Origin of the sequence: Actinophytocola xinjiangensis (assembly GCF_001921215.1) — a bacterium.
GTDB lineage: Bacteria > Actinomycetota > Actinomycetes > Mycobacteriales > Pseudonocardiaceae > Actinophytocola > Actinophytocola xinjiangensis.
Map to the genome: position 1 here is coordinate 656,533 of NZ_MSIF01000002.1, position 22,073 is coordinate 678,605.

The 22,073-nt window shown below is 71.3% G+C and carries 22 protein-coding genes; 16 read left to right on the forward strand and 6 right to left on the reverse strand.

Translation table 11 applies throughout. The features are described from left to right. Positions 1-4 precede the first annotated feature (4 nt). Genes BLA60_RS07730 through BLA60_RS07770 form a run of 9 tightly spaced genes read left to right on the forward strand, consistent with a single transcriptional unit; the run spans position 5 to position 8,403 of the window. Positions 5-1,705, forward strand: a complete 1,701-nt coding sequence (locus tag BLA60_RS07730) for an ABC transporter ATP-binding protein (RefSeq protein ID WP_075132020.1) — start codon at positions 5-7, stop codon at positions 1,703-1,705. Next, entirely contained in the window at positions 1,702-2,724 is a 1,023-nt protein-coding gene (locus BLA60_RS07735; RefSeq protein WP_245811869.1) for an ABC transporter permease, read from the forward strand. The genes BLA60_RS07730 and BLA60_RS07735 overlap by 4 nt, the downstream gene beginning before the upstream one ends. Further along, on the forward strand, positions 2,721-3,632 hold the full coding sequence (locus tag BLA60_RS07740; RefSeq protein WP_075132021.1) for an ABC transporter permease: 912 nt from the start codon (positions 2,721-2,723) through the stop codon (positions 3,630-3,632). Before BLA60_RS07735 ends, BLA60_RS07740 begins: the two co-directional genes overlap by 4 nt. Next, entirely contained in the window at positions 3,629-4,360 is a 732-nt protein-coding gene (locus BLA60_RS07745; protein WP_075132022.1) for a phosphorylase family protein, read from the forward strand. Before BLA60_RS07740 ends, BLA60_RS07745 begins: the two co-directional genes overlap by 4 nt. Further along, positions 4,357-5,517 carry an acyl-CoA dehydrogenase family protein gene (locus BLA60_RS07750; RefSeq protein WP_075132023.1) on the forward strand — a complete coding sequence of 387 codons (1,161 nt, stop codon included), beginning with the start codon at positions 4,357-4,359 and terminating at the stop codon, positions 5,515-5,517. Before BLA60_RS07745 ends, BLA60_RS07750 begins: the two co-directional genes overlap by 4 nt. Beyond that, positions 5,517-6,506, forward strand: a complete 990-nt coding sequence (locus BLA60_RS07755; RefSeq protein WP_075132024.1) for a translation initiation factor eIF-2B alpha/beta/delta subunit family protein — start codon at positions 5,517-5,519, stop codon at positions 6,504-6,506. Before BLA60_RS07750 ends, BLA60_RS07755 begins: the two co-directional genes overlap by 1 nt. Then, positions 6,503-7,213, forward strand: coding sequence for an acireductone synthase (mtnC, locus tag BLA60_RS07760; protein ID WP_075132025.1), 711 nt, complete (start codon positions 6,503-6,505; stop codon positions 7,211-7,213). The genes BLA60_RS07755 and mtnC overlap by 4 nt, the downstream gene beginning before the upstream one ends. Next, entirely contained in the window at positions 7,210-7,812 is a 603-nt protein-coding gene (mtnB, locus tag BLA60_RS07765) for a methylthioribulose 1-phosphate dehydratase (RefSeq protein WP_075132026.1), read from the forward strand. The genes mtnC and mtnB overlap by 4 nt, the downstream gene beginning before the upstream one ends. 12 nt (positions 7,813-7,824) lie before the next feature. Continuing rightward, positions 7,825-8,403, forward strand: coding sequence for a 1,2-dihydroxy-3-keto-5-methylthiopentene dioxygenase (locus BLA60_RS07770; protein WP_075132027.1), 579 nt, complete (start codon positions 7,825-7,827; stop codon positions 8,401-8,403). Positions 8,404-8,406: 3 nt separating this feature from the next. Here BLA60_RS07770 and BLA60_RS07775 read toward each other — a convergent pair whose 3' ends face one another. Next, the gene (locus BLA60_RS07775) at positions 8,407-8,670 is read right to left on the reverse strand and encodes a TA system VapC family ribonuclease toxin (protein WP_084734724.1); all 264 of its coding nucleotides are present in this window, start codon (positions 8,668-8,670) and stop codon (positions 8,407-8,409) included. Positions 8,671-8,687: 17 nt separating this feature from the next. After that, on the reverse strand, positions 8,688-10,637 hold the full coding sequence (locus BLA60_RS07780; RefSeq protein ID WP_154814188.1) for a hypothetical protein: 1,950 nt from the start codon (positions 10,635-10,637) through the stop codon (positions 8,688-8,690). A gap of 232 nt (positions 10,638-10,869) precedes the next feature. Here BLA60_RS07780 and BLA60_RS07785 point away from each other — a divergent pair, with 232 nt between their 5' ends. From BLA60_RS07785 to BLA60_RS07800, 4 genes are all read left to right on the forward strand, one after another. Then, a complete protein-coding gene (locus tag BLA60_RS07785; RefSeq protein ID WP_075132028.1) occupies positions 10,870-11,562 on the forward strand; it encodes a lytic polysaccharide monooxygenase auxiliary activity family 9 protein in 693 nt (230 codons plus the stop codon). 48 nt (positions 11,563-11,610) lie between these two features. After that, positions 11,611-12,537 carry an ABC transporter ATP-binding protein gene (locus BLA60_RS07790; protein ID WP_245811870.1) on the forward strand — a complete coding sequence of 309 codons (927 nt, stop codon included), beginning with the start codon at positions 11,611-11,613 and terminating at the stop codon, positions 12,535-12,537. Further along, on the forward strand, positions 12,534-13,295 hold the full coding sequence (locus BLA60_RS07795; RefSeq protein ID WP_075132030.1) for an ABC-2 transporter permease: 762 nt from the start codon (positions 12,534-12,536) through the stop codon (positions 13,293-13,295). Before BLA60_RS07790 ends, BLA60_RS07795 begins: the two co-directional genes overlap by 4 nt. 239 nt (positions 13,296-13,534) lie before the next feature. Then, the gene (locus BLA60_RS07800) at positions 13,535-15,181 is read left to right on the forward strand and encodes a protein kinase domain-containing protein (RefSeq protein WP_162292918.1); all 1,647 of its coding nucleotides are present in this window, start codon (positions 13,535-13,537) and stop codon (positions 15,179-15,181) included. Here BLA60_RS07800 and BLA60_RS07805 read toward each other — a convergent pair. The 4 genes from BLA60_RS07805 to BLA60_RS07820 all read right to left on the reverse strand — a co-directional run bounded on the left by BLA60_RS07805 (position 15,178) and on the right by BLA60_RS07820 (position 19,574). Next, positions 15,178-16,602, reverse strand: a complete 1,425-nt coding sequence (locus tag BLA60_RS07805) for a hypothetical protein (RefSeq protein WP_075132032.1) — start codon at positions 16,600-16,602, stop codon at positions 15,178-15,180. The genes BLA60_RS07800 and BLA60_RS07805 overlap by 4 nt on opposite strands. A 93-nt stretch (positions 16,603-16,695) precedes the next feature. Beyond that, complete coding sequence (locus BLA60_RS07810; RefSeq protein ID WP_075132033.1) at positions 16,696-18,252, reverse strand: glucuronyl esterase domain-containing protein; 1,557 nt, start codon at positions 18,250-18,252, stop codon at positions 16,696-16,698. Between the two features lie 185 nt (positions 18,253-18,437). Next, entirely contained in the window at positions 18,438-18,746 is a 309-nt protein-coding gene (locus tag BLA60_RS07815; protein ID WP_084734726.1) for a hypothetical protein, read from the reverse strand. A gap of 30 nt (positions 18,747-18,776) precedes the next feature. After that, a complete protein-coding gene (locus BLA60_RS07820) occupies positions 18,777-19,574 on the reverse strand; it encodes a bestrophin-like domain (protein ID WP_075132034.1) in 798 nt (265 codons plus the stop codon). 280 nt (positions 19,575-19,854) lie between these two features. Between BLA60_RS07820 and BLA60_RS07825 the strand changes: the two genes are divergently transcribed. The 3 genes from BLA60_RS07825 to BLA60_RS07835 are packed head-to-tail and all read left to right on the forward strand — an operon-like array spanning position 19,855 to position 22,070. Continuing rightward, positions 19,855-20,169 carry a hypothetical protein gene (locus tag BLA60_RS07825; RefSeq protein WP_075132035.1) on the forward strand — a complete coding sequence of 105 codons (315 nt, stop codon included), beginning with the start codon at positions 19,855-19,857 and terminating at the stop codon, positions 20,167-20,169. 26 nt (positions 20,170-20,195) lie between these two features. Next, positions 20,196-21,476: a nucleotide sugar dehydrogenase gene (locus BLA60_RS07830; RefSeq protein ID WP_075132036.1), complete on the forward strand. Its 1,281-nt coding sequence runs from the start codon at positions 20,196-20,198 to the stop codon at positions 21,474-21,476. A 60-nt stretch (positions 21,477-21,536) separates the two neighbouring features. Further along, positions 21,537-22,070 (forward strand): EF-hand domain-containing protein, encoded by a 534-nt coding sequence (locus BLA60_RS07835; RefSeq protein ID WP_075132037.1) that lies wholly within the window; start codon positions 21,537-21,539, stop codon positions 22,068-22,070. Positions 22,071-22,073 lie beyond the last annotated feature (3 nt).

A 22,073-nucleotide genomic window follows, 5' to 3' on the forward strand; every position in this document is an offset into this window, starting at 1 on the left:
GCACGTGACCCAGCCAGCGGTCCAGCTCACCGGGATCGTCAAGCGGTTCGGTGAGCTGCTCGCCAACGACCACGTCGACCTGACCGTCGCGCGTGGCGAGATCCACGCGCTGATGGGCGAGAACGGTGCCGGCAAGTCCACCCTGATGTCGATCCTCTACGGACTGCTGCGCCCCGACGCCGGCACGATCGCCCTCGACGGCGAACCGGTGGTGTTCGACTCGGCGGCGCGGGCGATCGCCGCCGGAATCGGCATGGTGCAACAGGGTTTCGCACTGTTCGACTCGATGCCGGTGGTGGACAACGTGATCTACGGTGCCGAGCCGACCAGGCGCGGCCTGCTCGACCGGCGCGCCGCCACCGCCGCGGTCAGCGAGCTCGTCGAACGGCACGGCCTGCGGCTGGCGCCCACCGACCGCGTCGGCGACCTGCCGATCGGGGTGCGCCAGCAGGTGGAGATCCTCAAGCTGCTCTACCGCCGGGCGCGGGTGCTGATCCTCGATGAGCCGACCGCCGTGCTCACCCCGGCCGAGACCGAGCAGCTGTTCACCGTGCTGCGCGACCTCGCCGCCGACGGCCACACCGTGCTGCTGGTCACCCACAAGCTGCACGAGGTCACCGCTGTGAGTGACACCGTGACCGTGTTGCGTGACGGGAAGGTCACGATGACCGGCCCGACGTCGGCCACCGGCCGGGCCGAACTGGCCAGCGCGATGACCGGCCGCGAGGTCGACCTCGACCGCGTGTACCCGGCTGGTCAGCCCGGCGCCGAGGCGCTGACGGTCACCGGGCTGACCGTCGACGGCCGCGCCGCCGGCCGGCCCGCCGTCGACGACGTGTCGCTGTCGGTGCGCGCCGGGGAGATCGTCGGGATCGCCGGGGTCGCCGGCAACGGTCAGACCGAACTGGTCGCGGCGATCGCCGGCCTGCTGCCCGCGCGCGGCTCGGTCACCGTGGGGGAGCGGGAGCTGTCCGGGCTGGGCGTGGCGCGGCGGCGGGCGGCCGGGCTCGCGCACATCCCCGAGGACCGCGCCGAGGTCGGCGCCGCCCCCGGCGCGCGGCTCACCGACAACCTGGCCACCGGGTTTCACCGGCGGCCTCCCTTGCTACGCAAGGGTTTCCTGCGTTCGGGTGCGATGCGCACGCACGCCGAGCGGATCATCGAACGGTTCGGCGTGCGCGCACCCGGCCCGTCGGCCCCGATGCGCACCCTGTCCGGCGGCAACCAGCAGAAGGCGATCCTGGGCCGCGAGCTGACCCACGAGGCGCCGGTGCTGCTGGTCGAGCAGCCGACCCGGGGTGTGGACATCGGTGCGGTTGTCGGCATCCACACCGAACTGATCGCCTACCGCGACGCCGGGCACGCCGTGCTGCTGGTCTCCGCCGAACTCAGCGAGGTCCTGGGCCTGGCCGACCGCGTCCTGGTCATGTACGAGGGCCGGGTGGTCGCCGAGTTCCCCAAGACCGAGGCCGACCCGCACGCCATCGGCCTGGCCATGGCCGGCGGCGCGCCCCGGGGTGTGGCTGGCGGCACGGCAGAGGATTCGGCTGGTGGCGCGGCAGGTGGTGTGGCTGGCGCTGCTGGTGGCGATGAGGCCGATGTGGTCGGTGACGCCACTGGCCATGCGTCCGAAAACATGGCCGGAGACACCGCCGGGGACACAACCGGCGATGCGGCCGAGGACAGCGGCGGAGGGGCGGCGTGAACCGCCTGGGGCGGTGGCGTGGTGCGCTGACCGTCGGCGTCGCCGTGGCGGCGGCGCTGGTGCTGGGTGCGATCCTGTTGGCCGCGACCGGGGCGAATCCGCTGGAGGCCGCCGGGGCCATCGTCACCGGGGCGTTCGGTCCGGACGGTATCCAGGACACCCTGGCCTACGCCGTGCCGGTCGCCGGGATGGCCACGGCGCTCGCCATCCCGCTGCGGGCCGGTCTGGTCAACCTCGGTGGTGAGGGGCAGTTGGTGCTCGGCGCGATCAGCGCGGTCGCCGTCGGTCTGCACGTGCCGGGGCCGTTGGGGCTGGTCGCGGCCCTGGTCGCCGGGATGCTCGCCGGCGGACTCTATGCGGCGGCCGCCGCGTTGTGTGAGACCCGACTCGGGGTTCCGCTGCTGGTCACGACGTTGCTGCTGAGCTACCCGGCCATGTCGCTCGCCGCCTACCTGGTGCGCTTCCCGATGCGTGACCAGGGCTCCAGCCTGCCGCAGAGTGCCCAGCTGCCGCCGGACGTGCGGCTGCCCGCGCTGGCCGGCAACGGCCTGACCGTCGGCCTGTTCCTGATCGTGGCGGCCGTCGCCGTGTACGCGGTGGTCGACGCCCGCACGCCGGCCGGGTTCGAGGCGCGGGTCACCGGCTGGGGCCCGCGTTTCGCCCAGTACGCCGGTATCGACCGGCCGCGTACGACGCTGCGGCTGCTGGCCTGCTCCGGCGGCCTGGCCGGCCTGGTCGGCGCGATCGTGGTGCTCGGCTTCCCGTACCGGTTCATCGACGGCGCGCTGATCACCCCGCAGTACACCTGGATCGGTCTGCTGGCCGCGTTGCTGGCGGCGGCGAGTCCACTGGGGACGCTGGTCGCCGCGCTGTTCTTCGCCGCGTTGACCAGCGGAGGGTTCGCCATGGAACGCGAGACCCAGGTACCGCGCGAGCTGACGGCGGTACTCCAGGCGGTACTGATCATCTTCCTGGCGGCCACGACCGGGCTGCTGCGCAGGCGAAGGAGCGCGGCGTGATCGACGCGGCACTGTTCTCCTCCGCGCTCGGGGCGCTGACCCCGATCCTGCTCGCCGCGCTCGCCGGGGCGCTGTGCCAGCGGGCCGGGGTGTTCAACATCTCGCTCGAGGGCACCATGCTCGTCGGCTGCTTCGCCGGGGTCGCCGGCAGCTGGTACTCGGGCAGCGTGTGGGTCGGCGTGCTCACCGCGCTGCTGGCCGGCACCGCGTACTCGCTGATCCTCGCGGTCGGCACGGTCACCTTCGCCGGTGACGCGATCGTGCTCGGCGTCGCGGTCAACCTGCTGGCCGTCGGTCTCACCAGCTTCCTCATCCAGACCGTGTTCGGCACCAGGGGATCGTTCAGCGACCCGACGCTGCCCGGGCTCGACCCGGTGGAGATCCCGCTGCTGCGCGACGTCCCGTTCCTCGGTGAGGTCCTCTCCGGACACTCCGCGCTGGTCTACGTGTCGTGGATCGCGGTCCCGGTGCTGGCGCTGGTGCTCTACCGGCTCCCGGTCGGTCTGCGGCTGCGCGGTGTCGGTGAACGGCCGGAGGCCGCCGCCAGCCTCGGGGTGGCCGTCGACCGCTACCGCTACGGCGTGATCCTGGCCGGTGGCGCGCTGTGCGGGCTGGCCGGGGCGCAGCTGGCGCTGGGCAACGTGACGATGTTCTCGGAGAACATGACCGCCGGCCGGGGCTGGATCGCCGTGGTCGCGGTCATGCTCGGCCGGGCGCTACCGTGGGGTGTGCTGGCCGCGTCGGTCCTGTTCGGACTGGCGGAGGCGTTCGGGTTCCGGTTGCAGGGCATCGGGCTGCCCCAGCAGGCGACCGACGCCGCACCGTACGTGGTGACCCTGCTCGCCCTGTTCGTGTTCAGCGCGCGGCTGCGATCCCGCCGCGCCACCAGGAGGACGACCGTCACATGAATGATTTCCTGCCCATCACGAAGATCCCGCGCACCGGGTTGCCGCAACGCGCGCTGGTCGTCGGCGATCCGGAACGGGCCAGTGCGGTCGCCGGCCTGCTCACCGACTCCGTCCTCATCGGACAGAACAGGGAGTACCGCAGCTTCACCGGCACCTGGCGCGGCGTGCCGGTGGTGGTGTCCTCGCACGGGGTCGGCGGGCCGGGCGCGCTGTGCCAGCTCGGCGAACTCGCCGAGGCCGGCGTGCGCACGTTCCTGCGGTTCGGCACGGCCGGCGCGCTGCGCGCCGACATCGCCGACGGTGACCTGGTGATCGCCGAGGCCGCGGTGCGTGACGACGGCGTCACCGCCCAGCTCATCCACCCCGAGTACCCGGCCGTGGCCACCCCGGAGGCCGTGCTGGCCCTGGACCGGGCCGCCGCCGCGCACCAGCGCCACGCCCACCGGGGCGTGGTGTGGACCAGAGCGGCGTTCAGCCCGATGGTCCTGGAACTGCCGATGCGCGACTACCTCGCCGCGCGCGTGATCGCCATCGAGATGGAGCTCTCGACGCTGCTGGTCTTCGCCGGGCTGCGCGGACTGGTGGCCGGTGGTGTGCTGGTGATCGACGGGAACGCCACCGTCGACAACGACGACCCGACCAGCTACGACCCGCACCGCCAGGTGGTGGCCGACGCGGTCGCCGCCGGCAGCGCCGTGGCCCTCGACGCACTGGTGGAGCTGACATGACCGAGGACTGGCGCGACGCCGCCGACCAGCTCGCGCGCACCCTGCGCGCCGACGCCCCCCACCGTGAGCAGGCCGCCGCCGAACCCGAGGCCGAGGTCGCCCTGCTGCGCGCCTCCGGGCTGCTGACCCTGCTGCTGCCGGCGTCGGCGGGCGGGCGCGGCGCCGGGTGGCTGGCGGCCAACGAGACCGCGCGGACGGTGGCCGCCGCCGACGCGTCGGTCGGCCACCTGCTCGGCTACCACTACCTGCAACTGTGGCGTACCGAGCTGTTCGGCCGGCCCGACCTGGTGGAGCGCCTGCACCGCGACACCGTCGCCGGGAACCTGTTCTGGGCCGGGGTGAGCAACCCGCTGGACGCCGCGCTGGAGCTGACCCCGGTCGAGGGCGGGTTCCGCGTCGAGGGGCGCAAGAGCTTCGCCACCGGCGCGAGCGTGGCCGACCGGCTGGTGGTCAGCGCGACCCGCGTCGACAGCGGCCAGAAGCTCACCTTCGTCGTCGACGCGCACGCGCCGGGCCTGAGCTACCTGCACGACTGGGACAACCTCGGTCAGCGGCTGACCGCCAGCGGCGGCGTGGTGTTCCGGGACGTGCACGTGCCGGACGAGGACGTGCTGGGGGTGCATGACGAGACGTCGGTGCGCGCGTCGCTGGCGGCCCTGGGTTTCCAGCTGATGCTCGCCCAGATCTACGTCGGCCTCGCCGAGGGCGCGCTGACCGAGGCCGCCGAGTACACCAGGACCAAGACCCGCGCCTGGACTCTGTCCGATGTGGACGAAGCGGTCGCCGACCCGTACATCCTCGTCGGCTACGGTGAACTGGTCGCCCAGACCAGGGCGGCCGGCGCGCTGACCGACCGCGCGGCGGCGGCGCTCGGCGCGGCGTTCGACCGGGGCGACGCACTGTCCGAACAGGAGCGTGGGGAGGCCGCGGTGACGATCTCGGCGGCCAAGGTGGTGGCCACCAGGGTCGCCAACGAGGCCGGCTCGAAGATCTACGAGTTCACCGGGGCCAGGGCCAGTGCCAACAAGTACGGCCTGGACCGGTTCTGGCGCAACGCCCGCACGCTCACCCTGCACGACCCGGTGGCCTACAAGGCCCGCGAGGTCGGCGCGCACTTCCTCACCGGTGAGCCGCCGCGCCTGTCGGGGTACAGCTGATGCCCGCGCCGACGCTGGCCGACAGCGTGCGTCTGGCCGACGACGGGGTGCACATCCTGGACCGCCGGGTGTTCCCGGCGCGCCGGGAGTGGGTGCGCTGCGCGGGTGTCGAGGACGTGGCGAAGGCCATCGAGGACATGGTCACCCAGTCCTCCGGCCCGTACTTCGCCGCGCTGTGGGGCATGGTGCTCGCCGCCCGTGAGGCGGTGGAGCGGCCCGACCCGCTGGCCCACGTCCAGGCCGCCGGCGCCCGGCTGATCGCCACTCGGCGCACCAACAACCACATCGGTACGGCCGTCCGAACCGTACTGTCCAGAATGGACTCTTCGGATCTGGTCGGGTCGGCGCTCGCCGGTGCGCGCGAGGGCGACCGGCGCTACCGCGACCGCAGCCGCGCTCTCGGTGAGCACACCGCGACACTGTTGCCGGACAACGCTTCCCTGCTCACCCACTGCTGGGCCGACCTGTACCTCGTCGGACTGGTGGACGCCCTGCGCGCGGCCGGCAAGAGCTTCACCGTGCACTGCACCGAGACCCGACCGTACCTGCAGGGCGCCAAGCTCACCGCCACCACGCTCGCCGAGATGGGCGTGGACACCACGCTGATCACCGACGGCATGGGCGCGGCCGTGCTGGCCGACGGCCGGATCGACGCGCTGGTCACCGCCGCCGACCGGGTCACCCTGGACGGTCACGTGGTGAACAAGGTCGGCACACTGGGCCTGGCTGTCGCCGCGCACACCTTCGGCGTGCCGTTCCTGGCCATGGTCCAGGCCCCCGACCGGGCCGCGCCGACCGCCGCCGACGTGCCGATCGAGTACCGTAACGGTGCCGAGGTGCTCACCGCGGCCGGCGTCACCGAGCCGGGAATCCGTGGCCTGTACCCGGCTTTCGACATCACTCCGCCCCGGTTCGTGTCCACTGTGGTCACCGACAGCGGGGCGTTCGACCCGACCGGACTCGCCGACTACCCCCAGGAGGAACCGTGACGATCGCCGTCGACTGGGTGGTCCTCGACATCGAGGGCACGCTCACCGCGACCAGCCAGGTGCACGTCGTGCTCTACGACTACGCGCGACCCCGGCTCGGCCCGTGGATCGACGGGCACGGCGACGACCCGGTCGTCGCCGACGCGGTCGCGCAGGTCCGTGAGCTGGGCGGGCTGTCCGCCGACGCCGGCACCGACGAGATCGTGCGGGTGCTGCACGGGTGGATGTCGGCCGACCAGAAGATCGCGCCGCTGAAGACCCTGCAGGGTCTGATCTGGCAGCGCGGCTACGCCGAGGGCGACCTGACCACCGAGTTCTTCCCCGACGTGGCGCCCGCGCTGCGTGCCTGGCACGCGGCGGGTCTGCGGCTGGCGGTGTTCTCCTCCGGCTCGGTCGCCGGCCAGGTCGCGTCGTTCTCCCGCACCACCGACGGCGACGTCACCGGCCTGTTCGAGCAGCACTTCGACACGGTCAACGCCGGCCCCAAGCGCGAGGAGCCGTCCTACCGCACGATCGCCAAGGGCCTGGACGCCGAGCCGGACCGGATCGTGTTCCTGTCCGACGTGCCGGCCGAACTGCACGCCGCGGCCGCCGCCGGCTGGCACACCGTGGGCCTCGCCCGCCCCGGCGAGCCGTTCGGCGACGCCGACTTCGGCCCGCACCAGGCCATCGCGTCGTTCGACGAGCTGACCCTGGAGCGGGCGTGACCGCGCTGGCCGAGGCCGGGCGCGCGCTGGCCGCCGAGGCCGCCCGGTACGCGGGGATGGGCTGGATGCGCGGCACGTCGGGCAACCTGTCGGTGGTGCTCGACCGCGACCCGCTGCGCCTGGCGGTCACCGCCAGCGGCCTGGACAAGGGCGAGCTGACCGAGACCGACGTGGTCGAGGTCGACGCCGAGGGCGGCGCGGTGTCCGGCGGCGTGCCGTCGGCCGAGGCCGGGCTGCACGCCCGGATCGCCGCGATCTCCGGCGCCGGTGCGGTCGTGCACGTACACGCGTTGGCCCCGGTGTTGGCGGCGCAGCGCTGGCCCGGTGGGGTCCCGCTGCGCGACCTGGAGATGCTCAAGGGCTTCGGCCGGGCGGCCCACGACGACCTGGTCACCGTCCCGGTGATCGACAACGGCCAGGACATGCGGGTGCTGGGCGAGGCGTTCCAACGCGGCTACCGGGCCGACACGCCAGCGCTGATCGTGGCCCGCCACGGGATCTACGTGTGGGGCGCGGACCTGCGCGAGGCCCGTCACCGGCTGGAATGCCTGGAGTGGTTGCTCAGGTTCACCCTGGGGACGATCCTGGACGGTAGTTGAAAGGGGACTGTGATGACGCTGCTCACCGTGTGGGACGACACCGAGCCGCAGGTGCCGCTGCTGCGCACCGAGGACGGCGAGGAGATCGCCGCCGAGCTCAAGGAGCTGGGGGTGCGCTTCGAACGCTGGCCGGTCGTGGAGACGCTCTCGCCCGAGCCCACCTCCGAGGAGGTCCTGGAGGCCTACGCCGACCGGGTGGCCCGCGTGGTCGAGTCCGAGGGCTACATCCTGGTCGACGCCCTGCACATGACCCCGGCCGACACCGACGAGTGGGCCGAGAAGGCCGCCACCGCCCGCCAGAAGTTCCTCGCCGAACACACCCACGACGACGACGAGGACCGCTTCTTCGCCCGTGGCGCCGGCGTGTTCTACCTGCACGCCCAGGGCAAGGTGTACGCGGTGCTGTGCGAGGCCGGTGACCTGCTCAGCGTCCCCGCCAACACCACCCACTGGTTCGACATGGGCACCCGCCCCGACTACGTCTCCATCCGCTTCTTCCACGACGACGACGGCTGGGTCGGCAACTTCACCGGCAACCGCCTCGCCGAGACCTTCCCGGACTTCGACACCCTCATGGCCTCCCGCTCCTGACCCTCACCCCTCCAGCGGCGAAACCCACCGAAGCCGGGTGAACCTGGCGAATCCCCGATCGGCGCTCAGCCAGGTCGCGTTGTTCTCCAGCGCGTAGGCGGCCAGGGAGGCGTCGGGGACATCGTTGCCACACGCGTCGATGTCGGTGGCGAGTTGCCGGAAGTGATCCCAGTGGCGTGGTCCGGGAGTGATCCGCATCGCCGCCGGTGCGGCGAGCAACTCGTCCACCGCACGCCACGCGTCGTCGAGAGCGGTCGTCGGCGGCATCTAGGTGTTTTCGCTGGTCACGGGGTCACGTTCGTGAGGAACAGGGAGGGGGCGTCGTCGGTGAGAGAGGCGTCGACGCCGCCGCCGTCGGTGAAGTCGGTGGTTTCGTGGCCGGCCCAGTCGTCGATCGGGGTGCCGCCCGTGGACAGGTGCTCGTAGGCGGTGCCGTTCCAGCCGAAGCGCAGGACCGTGCCCGGCGCGTCGAGGTACGGGACGAACTCGCCGTCCTCGGTCTCCTGCTTGGACAGGGTGTTGTTGAACAGCACGTTGCGGGGGCCGGTGGCGCCGGACCACTTCACGGCCTTCCTCCCCGCGCCCCACCACACCGGGTACCAGGCAGAGTCGTCCTCGGTGGCGCCGCCCTCGCCGCCGCAGTTGACCGTGCAGTTGCCGGGGCGGTGGGCGTAGGGCACGGCGACGGTGTTGCGTTCCACCAGGTTGTGGCGCTCCCAGCCGCCGTGGAAGTTCACGTCGGCGTCGGTGTCGTTGCCGGTGAACACGTTGCCCGACGCCGACCACTGGAACGTGAAGTGCCGCAGGCCGCGCAGCACGTTGCCCGCGTACACCGAGTCCCACACCCGTGACCCGCGCAGGTAACCGTTGCCGCCCTTGCCCTTGTTCCACGAGCCGACGAACCGGTTGCCCTCGACCTGGAGGTTCTTCGCCTTCTCGGTGACCAGTGGGTGCGAGCCCGTCAGGTACGTCGTCACGCCCCGGACCCAGCCGTTGACCACCCACTTGAACACGATGCCGTGCAGCTGGTCGGCGGGGGAGAGGTTCGCGTAGTCGTGCACCGCCTCGGCCGGGGTGTGGCCCTCGACGACCTGGGTCAGGTACAGGTTCTCGATCCCGACGCCCAGGACCGGGTCGACCAGCGGCGCGGCCTTCGACTCGTAGACCTTGCCGTCGATCTCCTCGGACCCGTCGGACACCGAGCTGACCGGCACGTCGAACTCCAGCGGCCGGTCCAGGGTGATCGTCCTGGCGTCCTCGTCGACCTCGGTGATCCGGAAGATCTGCTGTCGCATGTGGAGGTTGCGCAGGTCGTGGTCGGTCGGCAACGCCTGCTGCTGTTCGTAGAACGCGACGGTGTTGGCCGCGCGGATGTTCACGTACCCGCCCTCGGTGAAGTCCTTGGGGCGCTTGGCCAGCGGCACCACCGTGTCGCCGGTCCGCGCCGCGAAGCCCGGGTCCTCGGCCAGCCCGGCCAGCTCCGCACCGGACTTCCAGTGCACGTTCACCGTGCCCTCGAACAGGTCCCGACGGTTGGCCGGCGCCGACTCGTGGTCCTCGGTGTAGTCCTCGTGCACCTGACGCGACTGCACCCGGAACAACCCGCGCCCCGGCCACAGCCAGCCGCCCTTGCCGCTCTCGTAGGTCATGCCGTCCTCGTCCCAGTCCCCGTCGGACACCGAGTCGTAGCGGGTGTTCTCGTCGGGCCGGAACACGATCCTGGTGCCGGTCGCCGGGTCGCCGCCCGCGCCGCGCAGCACCAGGTAGTCGGCGTCCACCGCGAGCTGGCGGGACACCGCCAGCTCGCCGGCCGGCAGCTCGACCAGCGACAGCGACTCGTAGTCCGCGTCCGGTGAACAGTCGTCCCGCACGTCGTCGATGACCTGCTGCAATCCCGCCGAGTCGTCGCGCTCGTCGTCGGGCCGCACGTCGTAGTCGGCCGCCAGCTCCCCGGCGGTGACCACGCAGTCCTCGTCGGTGGTGATCTCGTCGTCGCCGGGCAGGCCGGCGCCCTCCCGGTAGCCTGCGTGCGACCAGTCGGGCAGGCCGTCGACCGGCGCCCGCCGGTTGGCCGCCGACAGGTCCAGTGCCGGCGGGACCTCGGGCAACGCGTCCGGCACGGCCGCCGGTGCCCCCGCCGACACGCCCGGCGGCGGCGCCGACTCCGCCGGTTCACCCGAACAGGCGGCGAGCATCCCCGCCGCCGCCACCACCGCGACCACCCCGAACCGCATGACTCCCCCTCCGTGACGTCCGAACACGGTCCCACCCTGACCGGGGGCCGCAACGGCTGCGTAGCGCGCCGGTAGCGCGCCCGGTGAATCGTCCCGTTTCGACTGTCCGTTCGACGCCTTTCACCGGCAATTCGAAGCGCTTCGACGACATTCACCGGATTACTTGCACACGTTCCGCTAATCCGGTACCACTGTGCGTGAAGCCATTTCCACAGAGCCGTGGAGGCATCTCATGAATTCCCTGCGCACAGTTCTCCGGATATTCGTCATCGCCATTGCCGCCGTACTCGCACTGCCCCTGCTCCCGGCCGGGGTCGCGTTCGGTCACGGATCGGCGATCGGTCCACCATCACGCCACTACGGTTGTTGGGACCGTTGGGGCTCCGATTTCCAGAACCCGGACATGGCCACCGAGGACCCCATGTGCTGGCAGGCCTGGCAGTCCGACACCAACGCGATGTGGAACTGGAACGGCCTCTACCGCGAGAGTGTCGACGGTGACCACCAGGCCGTCATCCCCGACGGCCAGCTGTGCAGCGGCGGCCGGACCGGCGGCGGCCGCTACGCCGCCCTCGACGAGCCGGGCCCGTGGGAGGCGGCACCGGTCAACAACCAGTTCACCTTCCGCACCCACGACCAGGCCCGCCACGGCGCCGACTACTACCGCCTCTACGTCACCCGTCAGGGATTCGATCCACTGACCGACGAACTGGGGTGGGGTGATCTCCAACTCGTCGCCGACACCGGGGTGATCCCACCCGGTGAGGGAACGCCGGAAAACGATCCCGTACTGAATGGCGTCACCGTTTCGATCAACGTCAACGCCCCCGGTCGCACCGGCCGCCACATTGTGTACATGATCTGGCAGGCCAGCCATTTCGACCAGACCTTCTACTCGTGCAGTGACGTGGTCTTCCCCGGATGATCTCGTCCCCTAGGATGTAGCGATCACACATCCTGAGGGGGAGTGATCGTGACAGCCGAGGCGATCGAGGTACGCGGACTGCGCAAGACCTTCGGCGCGGTGAAGGCGGTCGACGACCTGACCTTCACCGTGCCGGCCGGCACGATCACCGGATTCCTCGGACCCAACGGCGCCGGCAAGACCACCACCCTGCGCTGCCTGCTCGGGCTGGTCGGCCCGACCGCCGGCACCGCGACCATCGGTGGCGTCCGGTACGCCGACCTGCCGCGCCCGGCCACCACGGTCGGCGCGATGCTGGAGGCGTCGAGCTTCCACCCGGCCCGCAGCGGCCGCAACCACCTGCGGGTCTACTGCACGGTCAACGGCTTCCCCGACCGCCGCGCCGACGAGGTGCTGGAGCTGGTCGGGCTGAGCAAGGCCGGCGGGCAGAAGGTCCGGGGCTACTCGATGGGTATGCGCCAGCGCCTCGGCCTGGCCGCCGCGCTGCTCGGCGACCCGAAGGTCCTGATCCTCGACGAGCCGGCCAACGGCCTGGACCCCGAGGGCATCGCCTGGCTGCGCGGGTTCCTGCGCGGCATGGCCGACGAGGGCCGCACGATCCTGGTGTCCAGCCACGTCCTGAGCGAGGTCGAGCAGACCGTCGACACCGTGGTGATCATCAACAAGGGCACGCTGGTCCGCCAGGGCACGATCGCCGAACTGGCCGACAGCGCCGGCCAGACCGTGCTGGTCCGGGGCCCCGACCTGGACCCCCTGATCGCGGCACTGCCACGCGACGCCGGCGCCGAACGTGTCGAGGACACGCTGCGGGTCACCGGCCTGAGCACCGACGAGGTCGGCCACCTGGCCTTCACCGCCCGCGTCGAACTGCACGAGCTGACCGCGCGGACCAGCGACCTGGAACAGATCTTCTTCGCGCTCACCAGCGAGTCCGGCCCGGTCGAGCACTTCGGCGGCGAGGGGGAGACCCGATGATCCGGCTGGTTCGGGGCGAGTTCCGCAAGCTGTTCACCACGAAGCTGTGGCTGTGGATGCTGCTCGGCGGCATCGCCATGACCGCGATGTTCCTCGGCTTCACCATCGCCTTCGACGGCGCGGAGGGCAACCCGCAACCGCCACTGTCCACACCGGAGGGTCAACGCAACCTGTTCGGCTCGGTGTCCGGGGCGGGGGTGCTCGCGCTGATCCTGGGCATCATCGCGGTCACCGGCGAGTTCCGGCACCAGACGGTGACGCCGACGTTCCTGGCCACGCCGCACCGGGGCCGGGTGGTGATCGGCAAGCTGATCACCTACGCGCTGGCCGGGATCGGCTATGGCGCCGTGGTGCTGGCCTTCGCCATCGGGTTCGCGTTCGTGTTCACCTCGGCCAGGGGCATCGACCTCTCGCTGTCGGCCGACGGTGTTCCCGAGGCGCTGGCCGGTGTGGTCGCCGGGATCGCGGTGTACACGGTGCTCGGTGTCGGCGTCGGTGCCCTGGTGCGCAACCAGATCGCCGCGATCGTCGGGGCGCTGGTGTACCTGTTCGTCATCGAGGCGTTCGTGGCGGCGCTGCCCACGATCCGCGACTACTACCAGTACTTCCCCGGCGGTGCCAACGCGGCCCTGACCGGGACGTCCCAGCCCGGCGTGGAGTTGTTGTCCCCGTGGCAGGGCGGGTTGCTGCTGCTGGCCTACGGCGTGGTGTTCGCCACCGCCGGCACCCGGCTCGCCGTGCGCCGGGACGTCTCCTGACCTCGCCGGGCGGTCCTGGACGACGACCCTGTTCGGCCCGGAGCAGGCCGGCGCACCCGGTGGTGCGCCGGGCACTCGGACAGGGCTGACCGACCGCGAACCACCCAGGTCCGGGGATCGCGGGACGCTCTCTCAGTCCATTGTAGACGTTCGAATCGGCGGATGTTGGGCCGATTCCGGGACGCTGGAGGACAAGCAGCAGTATGCTTGGCGGAATGGGTGCCGGTGACCAACCGCGGGTGATCGCTGACAGATACGAGTTGCTCGACCGGATCGGCAGCGGGGGCATGGGCACCGTGTGGCGGGCCACCGACCAACTCCTGCGCCGCACCGTCGCCGTCAAGGAGGTGCACCTGCTGGCCAGGGGCGAGGAGCTGACCAAGCGGCGCCGCCGGGCCCACCGCGAGGCACGCGCCATCGCCAGGATCAGCCACCCCGGTGTGATCGACATCTACGACCTCGTCGACCACGAGGACCGGTTGTGGATGGTGATGGAACTCGTCGACGGGCCCTCTCTGGCCGACGTCCCCGCCGGGTCGATGTCCCCGGCCCGGGTCGCCGACATCGGTGCGCAACTGCTTTCGGCCCTCGACGCGGTGCACTCCACCGGGGCACTGCACCGCGACGTCAAACCGTCCAACGTGCTGCTGCGCGCCGACGGCCGGGTCGTGCTGTGCGACTTCGGCATCGTCGCGCTGGCCGACACCGAGTCGATCACCCAGTCCGGCGCGCTGGTCGGCTCCCTCGAGTACATCGCCCCCGAACGCCTCAGCGACCGGCCCGCCGGACCGGCCAGTGATCTGTTCTCCCTCGGCTGCACGCTGTACTCGCTGCTCACCGGTCGTTCCCCGTTCTCGCGGGCGGAGGCGTTCGCCGTGATGCATGCCGTGCTCCAGGACCAACCGGTCATCCCCCAGAACGTGGGGCCGCTCGGCCTGCTGCTGGAAGCGTTGCTGCGCAAGGATCCGGCCCAACGCCCATCGGTGGCCGAGGCGATGCGCCTGCTGGGCCCGGCCACGGCCGTCGCGACGGTTCCGGGACATCCCGGCCTGGTCCGACGTGGCCGGCGTCAGGTGCTCCGCTGGGCGGCGGGCCTGGCCGTCCTGGTGCCCGGGGCCGTCGCCGTCGGGCTGGTGCTCAACGGCTCGTCGGAAGGCACCGGGCCGCCGGCCGACCCCGGGGACACCGCCTCCCCGGCCGGCCTGACCGGCATCGACGCGGCGATTCCGATACCGGGCGTGTCGGACTGGTTCTGGGTGTTCTCCGGTGACCGGTACTGCCGGGTCGCCACCTCGGCCGCCGGCCATCCGATCGGCGAGCGGGCCACCGAACTCACACCGATCACGAACTGGGCAAACACCTTCGGGGTGTTGCCGGACTTCCGTGGCGGGATCGACGCGGTGCTGCCGGTTCCGGGTCGGCGCGACGAGTACTGGGTGTTCGCCGGGGACCGGTACGTCCGGATCGGGGTCGCCGAGGTCACCTACGAGGACACGCTCCTGGCCGAACCCGCACCGGTCAGCGACTGGGCCACCGCCTTCAGGTCCCAACCGGGGTTCCTGACCGGGATCGACGCGGTGATGCCGACCCCGGACTCCCCGGACCAGTTCTGGGTGTTCTCCGGGAAGGAGTACGTGCGGATCCTGCTGGCCGGCGACCAGCTCGATGGGCACAGACTGCTCTCCGGCCCCGCCGAACTGGAGAGCTGGGAGAACACCTTCGGGGTGTTGCCGGACTTTCGTGGCGGGGTCGACGCGGTGCTGCCGGTTCCGGGCCGGCGCGGCGAGTACTGGGTGTTCGCCGGGGGCCGGTACGCGCGGATCGGGGTCGCCGACGGCACCTACGACGACACGCTGGTCCGCGACTCGAGCCCGCTGTCGGACTAGCCGACCATCCGCAACTCGGCGAGCTGGTCGAAGCGGGTGTGGAAGCGGGTGGCCTGGGTGGGTGGGAGGCCCCACAGGCGGCCGATCCTGGGGAGGGCGTTGGTCATCTGGCGGGACTGGGTGTGGAGGTGGGTGAGGAAGCGTAGCTCTGGTTTGAAGAACCACCACCACAGGCGTTGGCGGACGTCGGCGGGGAGGGTGGAGCGGACGATGCCCTGCAGGGTCGCGACGTCGTCGGGGAGTTGGGGTGGGGTCGCCCGGGTGAGGCGGCCCACGACCTGGGTCACCAGTTCGTAGCCGAAGCCGAGGAGGTCGGTCAGGCGCAGGGCCTCGCTCTGGACGGCGGAGAGCAGGCGGCGGGAGGTGGGGGAGACCTGGCCCAGCGACAGCGCTTCGTCCAGTTCTGTCCGGTGGCGGCGGAAGCCCTTGGCGGCTCGGCGCAGGTCGGCCAGGTGGGTCCAGATCTCCGTGGGGCTGCTCGCTCGTGCCAGTGCCACGGCCAGGAACACCGGGAGTACCAGGTGGGTTTCGCCGGCGAGTTGACGGTAGGCCTCGGTGGCGGCCTCGCCCGTGCGCAGGCGGTCGTCCAGTTCCCAGCTGCGTTCGCAGAAGTAGTAGCGGAACGGCATGCGCGCGGTGGCCGGGGCGTACGGGACGCCGAGCAGGTTGGCGAAGGTCTGGCTGGCGTACGCGCGGTAGGTGATGTCACCGAGTACCGGCTGGCTGTCGGTGCCGGCCGCCAGCGGCAGGTCGTCGCAGTACGGGTCGGTCAGGACCTGGGGGCGGTCGGAGTGCCAGCGGCGGGCCTCGCGGGGGACCAGGGCGTGTTCGGGCGTCAGGTCGCGGCCGGTGAGCAGGGACCAGGTCTCGGTGACGCGGTGGACCGCGTCGGCGCGGTAGGAGCCTTCGGGGGCCGGGGTCCACAGGTTGTCGTAGCGTTTCAGGTTGCGGGCGTACAGGTTCGCGGGTGTCCCGGTGTCCGAAAGGGACAGTGGGGTGACGGGGACGAAGACGGTCTCGCCCAGGCGTTCGTTCAGGGCGGCGGCGGGCGCCAGGTGGTCGCCGGTGTAGTAGACGCGGTCGGCGGTGACCACGCGTTCGGCCACGGCCGACAGGTCCCACAGGGTCAGCGGGGTGAGCCAGGTGCGTTCGCCGGCCAGCAGGCGCTCGACGGTCACGACCGTCGTGGAGTCCAGGTACACGCTGTTGGCCCGCTCGGCGGCCGGGGGACGCCACGCCGCCACCGTCGCCAGGTCCTCGTCGCGCACGTCGTCGAGTACCGCGAGGCCGGCGTCGAGGGCCTCGCGGACGGTCTCCTCAGGGGCGCTCCACCTGGCGATCCGGGAGGCGACCTTCGCGGCGACCGGTTGGCAGCTCCTGACCAGCTCGTCCGGGTCGCGCGTGGAGAGCGGGTCGAGCATGGTGGCCCTTCGACGGGGACGGACGGTCCCGTCATTGTCGCAGGGACGGTGGGTCGGCCCGGGGCGCACACCGGGCCGACCCACCTCACCGGCCTACGTCGCGGCGCAGGCCGGTGTCACCCCGGTGCCGGTCCCGGTGCCCTGGTAGCCGAACTCGGTCGACCCGCCGGCCGGGACCGTGCCGTTGTTCGGCGTGTTGGTGAACTGGACCGCGCCGCTGCTCGCACCGCGGTTGGCGTTCCAGTGGTTGACGATCGTCGCCCCCGCCGGCAGGGTCAGCGACACCGTCCAGCCGCGCAGCGCGGCGCTGCCGGCGGTGACCCGGACCGTGGAGACGAAACCGCCCGGCCACTGGTTGGTGGTCACCGTCGCCGTGCAGTCCCCGTCCGGCGGCGGGTCGGTGGGGGTGCCGCCGCCCAGGTTCGGCGTGGTCCACGTGCGCCACTCGGCCAGGTTCGCCGGCTTGCGGCTGGAGATCCGGATGGTGCCCGGCGCGCTGCCGGAGTTGAGCAGGAAACGCTGGATGCTCTGCTGGAGCGGCGTGCGCCACTCGGAGCGGGTCGCGCAGTGGGTGCCGTCCTGGACGTCGGACCAGTAGCTGATGTTGGCGGTCTCGCCCAGCGCCCGGTAGATCTCCGCGCCGCCCAGGGCCGACACCGCGCCCGACCGCGCGCCCAGCCAGTCGATGTGCGGGTTCTCCATGATGAACAGCCCGCGCGGGGCGATCATGCCGATCACCTCGTGCATGTCCACCGGCAGGCCGGCCGGGTTGCCGGTGTACGCGCTGAACGCGTCGCCCAGCCACGGCTGCTCGCCGTAGGCGCTGCTCAGCGGCTGTGCGCCGGACTCGGTGGCCACCCCGCGCAGGATCGGCGCGCCCGCGCTGCCGGACTCGATCGGCATGGTCAACGCGATCCGCTGGTCGAACGCGCCGACCGCGAACGCGCCCTTGCCGTAGCGGGAACAGCCGGTCACGCCGACGCCGTCGGCGCGCAGCACGCTGCCGCCGGACTGCTCGATGACGTCGATGATCCGGCTGGCGCCCCACGACCACGCGGCGAGCAGACCGGTACCGCTGGTGTTGCCGTAGATGCTGTAGAAGGCGCCCTGCTTGTTGTTGCGTGGTGTGCCCTCACGGCCGACCGCCAGTGGGTCGTAGCTGATCACGGCGGCGCCGGCGGCGCGGATGGTGGCGGTGTCCGCGCCGAACCCGCCCAGCACGATGACCGACGGGAACGGGCCCGAGCCGCCGCTGGGCAACTGCACGCTCGCGGAGAAACTGGCGCTGCGGCCGTTGTGCGAGACGTTCACCGTGATGCCGGTGCTGGACACGGTTCCGGTGACACCGCTGGGTTTGGCCGGCTTCTCACCGTAGATGGTGCGTTCGGCGAGGCGTTTGATCTCCGCGCGTCGGCAGCGCCAGTCCGACGTGGTGGTGATGCGCTGGCCGTCGATCTTGGTGAACGGATCGGGCAGTCGCGAGTTGGCGGGGAACGAGCCGGGCAGGGTCACCTGGCAGTCGGTGCCGTCGTCCTCGACGCCGCCGGCCATCGGCGTGGGGTAAGGGCTTTGCGCTGACACCGGCGTGTTGCCGACCAACGCGAGCGCCGCGGCCAGCACGGCGACGACACATCTCTTACCGACCGACATTCGCTGGCTCCTCTCAGGCGGAGCGGGCGCGAGCCCCCGAAACTATCGGAAATGTGTCGGAAATATCATAAAGTGATTCGTCTTCGTTGGTCAATGGCCCCGGGAATGTCCGGTGAACTACCGAAAAGTCACCGAAAAGAAAGCGCCGGCCGTGGCGAGCCACGGCCGGCGAGAGAGCGTGCGGGTCAGGCCCGGAAGGAGCCCGCCATCGTGACGTGCATGGAACGGCCGGGCTCCAGGGTGGCCAGCGGCTCCAGCGGCACGAAGCACAGCGGGTCGCCGTAGACGGTGATCGGGCCGTCGGTCTCGTTGAAGATGACGTGCGAGCCGGCCGGCAACGCGGTACAGCCGCTCGGGTTCTCGAACCGGGTGACCGGTAGCAGGTCGGCGACGAAGGCCACCACCTCGCCGGTGGCGGCCGAGGCGGGCACCACCGAGGACGCCCACGCGGCGGCGGTGACGATCGCGAGCGTGGCGAAACGGCGAATCGACATCTGTTCTCCTTGTGCGGTAACGGTTTCCGGTCAGGTCTGGCGGCGGTTGCCGCGCTCGTCGCACGGCAGGCGGTCGGCGCCGTACTCGGCGGTGAAGTCCTCGCTGACGTCGGCCTCGGTGGCGCTCATCTCGGTCGGCTCGATGCTGATCTGGCCGGAGAACGGCGTGTCGACGTCGCGGATGATCAGGATCGAGCCGACCAGCAGCACGGTCAGCACTCCCACGGCGATCAGGTGCACGAGGCTGTCGTGCAGCCGGATCGAGTAGGCGTAGCCGGCGACGGTGACCGCGAGCGTGATCGCCATGAACCAGTACACGATGTCCGGAATGGCCGGCGACGCCTCGCTCTTCCTGGCCTGCCTGGCCTGCGACCGGTCCCGGTCGGTCTCCACCAGGATCTCGAACACCGTGCCGTCGTGGGTCCGTGACATGGCCTTGAGATGGGTACGCAGGTCGGTCGTCCAGATGCTCGGCACCGACGAGTCCTCACCCGCCGCCATCGCCGGCCACGAATGGTGCACCACCGCACGGGCGTAGCAGACCGTGTCGGCCTGGAGCGGCTCGCGGTACGGATCCGGTGCGTAGTCGGCGGTCTCGAACAGGTGGTCCACAGAGGACGCTTCGAGGGCGGCCGCGTCCTCGGCCCCACTGTAGGACTCGGCCGCGCCGACCAGCACGAACGCCAGCACCAGCACCGCGAGCGTCTCCAGCGGGCTGATCAGGTCGGTGACCGACGGACAGTCCTCACCGCCGCGCCGGCGCAGGAGCCGGTTGCCGACCAGGCCGGCGACCAGGGCGAGCAGGATGATTATCGACGCGACGACCACCGCACGAAACTAGCCAGTCATTCCTCGGGCCCGCCGCGCCCCGGCATTGTCCGGTCACCCTGTGTACGGGTCTCCGTGGCTGAATCACCCCAACGCGTCAGACGGAACGCGGTCAACGCGAGAAACCGGAATCCCTGTGTTCGCCGAATCTCCCGACCGAACTACCGGACGGTTCCCGAACGAACACCATCAGGTGCAGTGCGCATCCGTACAAACAGTCGGCGCCATCCCGCTGGTAATTTCGACACCGCCAGCGAAACCACGAATTCGGGAGACCTTCATGCGTGTTGTCCGGTCGATGTTCGGGGTCGTGGCGGCCACCGTTCTCGTCGGCGTCCTCGCCACGCCGGCGCAAGCGCAGGAGACCCGCGCCGAGGGCTCCGTGCTGGTCTTCAGCAACGAGCTCACCGCCTCGACGCGCTTCGCGGACCCGGCGGGCTGCACCCGGCTCCCGGTCGACGCCCACCTGCTGACCAACCTCACCGACGCCGACATCAGGGTCTTCGGCGACCCGTTCTGCCGGACCGCCAGTCTGGTCGTCGCACCCGGCACGGGCGCGCACATCCAGACGCCGATGTCCAGCTTCTCCGCTTGATCCCGCCAGCTGGCGAGGAGCCGACGATGACCAGGCCGGACCCCGGGGCGTCCTTCGACGCGGTCGTCGTCGGCCTGGGCTACGTCGGACTTCCGCTGGCCAGCCGCGCCTGTCAGGCCGGGCTCACCGTCGCCGGGCTCGACATCCGCGCCGAGGTCGCCGCCGGCCTGAGCGCCGGCCGCTCGCACGTCGCCGACGTGCCCGACGCCGACGTCGCGGACATGCTCGACAACGGCTTCGTGGCCACCACCGACCCGGCGGTCGTCGCCGAGGCCGACACCGTCGTGATCTGCGTGCCCACCGGCCTCGACGAGCACGGCCGGCCCGACCTCGGGGCCGTGCGCGCCGCCGCCACCGCCGTCGCCGCCCACCTGCGGGTCGGCGCGCTGGTGGTGCTGGAGTCGACCAGCTACCCCGGCACGACCGACGAGGTGGTCCGGCCGATCCTGGAGCGGGGCACCGGCTGGCGCGCGGGCGAGGAGTTCCACCTCGCGTTCTCCCCCGAGCGGATCGACCCCGGCAACGGCCGGTTCACCGTGCGGAACACGCCCAAGGTCATCAGCGGGCACACGCCGCTGTGCGCGAAGAACTGCGCGGCGTTCTACGACCGGTTCGTCGACACGCTGGTCATCGCGCGCGGCACCCGCGAGGCGGAGCTGGCCAAGCTGCTGGAGAACGCCTACCGGTACGTCAACATCGCCCTGGTCAACGAGCTGGCGATGTTCTGCCACCACCTGGGCATCGACGTCTGGGACGTGCTGCACTGCGCCGGCACCAAGCCGTTCGGGTTCGCGCCGTTCTCACCGGGGCCCGGGGTCGGCGGGCACTGCATCCCGGTCGACCCCCGCTACCTGGCGGCCAAGGCCGCCGCCGAGGGGTTCGGGTTCGGTCTGCTGGACGCCGCGACCAGGGTCAACACCCGCATGCCGGCCTACGTCGCCGGGCGGGCGGGCGCGCTGCTGGCCGAGTACGGCCGGCCGGTGGCCGGGGCGCGGGTACTGCTGCTGGGCCTGACCTACAAGCCCGACGTCCCGGACGCGCGCGAGTCGCCGGCCGCCGGGGTCGCCGGCGCGCTCGCCGACCACGGCGCCACGGTGGCGCTGCACGATCCGCACGACGCGGTCGTGGCCGGTTTACCGGCCACCGCGGAAAAAGTCGGTGAACTGTGGCCGGCGGTCCGTTCGGCGGACCTGACAATCCTGCTGCAGGATCACCAGACCTATGACCTCGGCCGGTTGGCCGCGGAGGCGAAACTCCTGCTCGACACTCGCGGAAAAGCATTCGGCGAGCGAGTACGGCGCCTGTGATTCACAATTGAACAGCTCCACCTGTGGGTCCTTTGTTTCACATAATCCAGGAGGATATCGATGACCACGGCCGTGCGGAACGAGCGTCTCAAGCAGCGTTTCCAGAAATGGGACGTCAACAACAACGGTTACATCGAGCGCTCGGACTACGAGGCTGAGGCCCAGCGCATCATCAAGGCCTTCGGTGAGGCCCCGTCCTCGCCCAAGGCGCGCGCGCTGCTGGACGCCTACCTCGGCATGTACGACCAGATGGCCCGCAAGGTCGGCGCCCGCCAGGGTGTCACCGAGGACCAGTTCATCCAGTACGTGAGCAGCCAGATGTTCGAGCAGGGCGACGCCGGCTTCAACCGGGTCCTGCGGCCGACCATCACCGCGATCGTGAACCTGTGCGACACCGACGGTGACGGCAAGGTCAGCCCGGCGGAGTTCAAGCGTTGGCTGGGTGCGGTCGGCGTGCCGCCCACCGAGGCCGACAGCTCCTTCCGCAAGCTGGACAAGGACAACGACGGCCACCTGAGCGTCGAGGAGCTCACCCAGGCGGTGCGTGACTTCCACGCCGGCACCAGCGATGTCAACCTGCTGGGCGGGCGCTGACCC

Bases quoted from the DNA above. Each gene is read 5' to 3' on its own strand.
- BLA60_RS07785 (WP_075132028.1), top strand. From the start codon at position 10,870: ATGAATTCCCTGCGCACAGTTCTCCGGATATTCGTCATCGCCATTGCC.
- BLA60_RS07750 (WP_075132023.1), top strand. From the start codon at position 4,357: ATGACCGAGGACTGGCGCGACGCCGCCGACCAGCTCGCGCGCACCCTG.
- BLA60_RS07745 (WP_075132022.1), top strand. From the start codon at position 3,629: ATGAATGATTTCCTGCCCATCACGAAGATCCCGCGCACCGGGTTGCCG.
- BLA60_RS07755 (WP_075132024.1), top strand. From the start codon at position 5,517: ATGCCCGCGCCGACGCTGGCCGACAGCGTGCGTCTGGCCGACGACGGG.
- BLA60_RS07770 (WP_075132027.1), top strand. From the start codon at position 7,825: ATGACGCTGCTCACCGTGTGGGACGACACCGAGCCGCAGGTGCCGCTG.
- BLA60_RS07835 (WP_075132037.1), top strand. From the start codon at position 21,537: ATGACCACGGCCGTGCGGAACGAGCGTCTCAAGCAGCGTTTCCAGAAA.
- BLA60_RS07780 (WP_154814188.1), bottom strand. From the start codon at position 10,637: ATGCGGTTCGGGGTGGTCGCGGTGGTGGCGGCGGCGGGGATGCTCGCC.
- BLA60_RS07830 (WP_075132036.1), top strand. From the start codon at position 20,196: ATGACCAGGCCGGACCCCGGGGCGTCCTTCGACGCGGTCGTCGTCGGC.
- BLA60_RS07805 (WP_075132032.1), bottom strand. From the start codon at position 16,602: ATGCTCGACCCGCTCTCCACGCGCGACCCGGACGAGCTGGTCAGGAGC.
- BLA60_RS07810 (WP_075132033.1), bottom strand. From the start codon at position 18,252: ATGTCGGTCGGTAAGAGATGTGTCGTCGCCGTGCTGGCCGCGGCGCTC.
- BLA60_RS07775 (WP_084734724.1), bottom strand. From the start codon at position 8,670: ATGCCGCCGACGACCGCTCTCGACGACGCGTGGCGTGCGGTGGACGAG.
- BLA60_RS07815 (WP_084734726.1), bottom strand. From the start codon at position 18,746: ATGTCGATTCGCCGTTTCGCCACGCTCGCGATCGTCACCGCCGCCGCG.
- BLA60_RS07825 (WP_075132035.1), top strand. From the start codon at position 19,855: ATGCGTGTTGTCCGGTCGATGTTCGGGGTCGTGGCGGCCACCGTTCTC.
- BLA60_RS07795 (WP_075132030.1), top strand. From the start codon at position 12,534: ATGATCCGGCTGGTTCGGGGCGAGTTCCGCAAGCTGTTCACCACGAAG.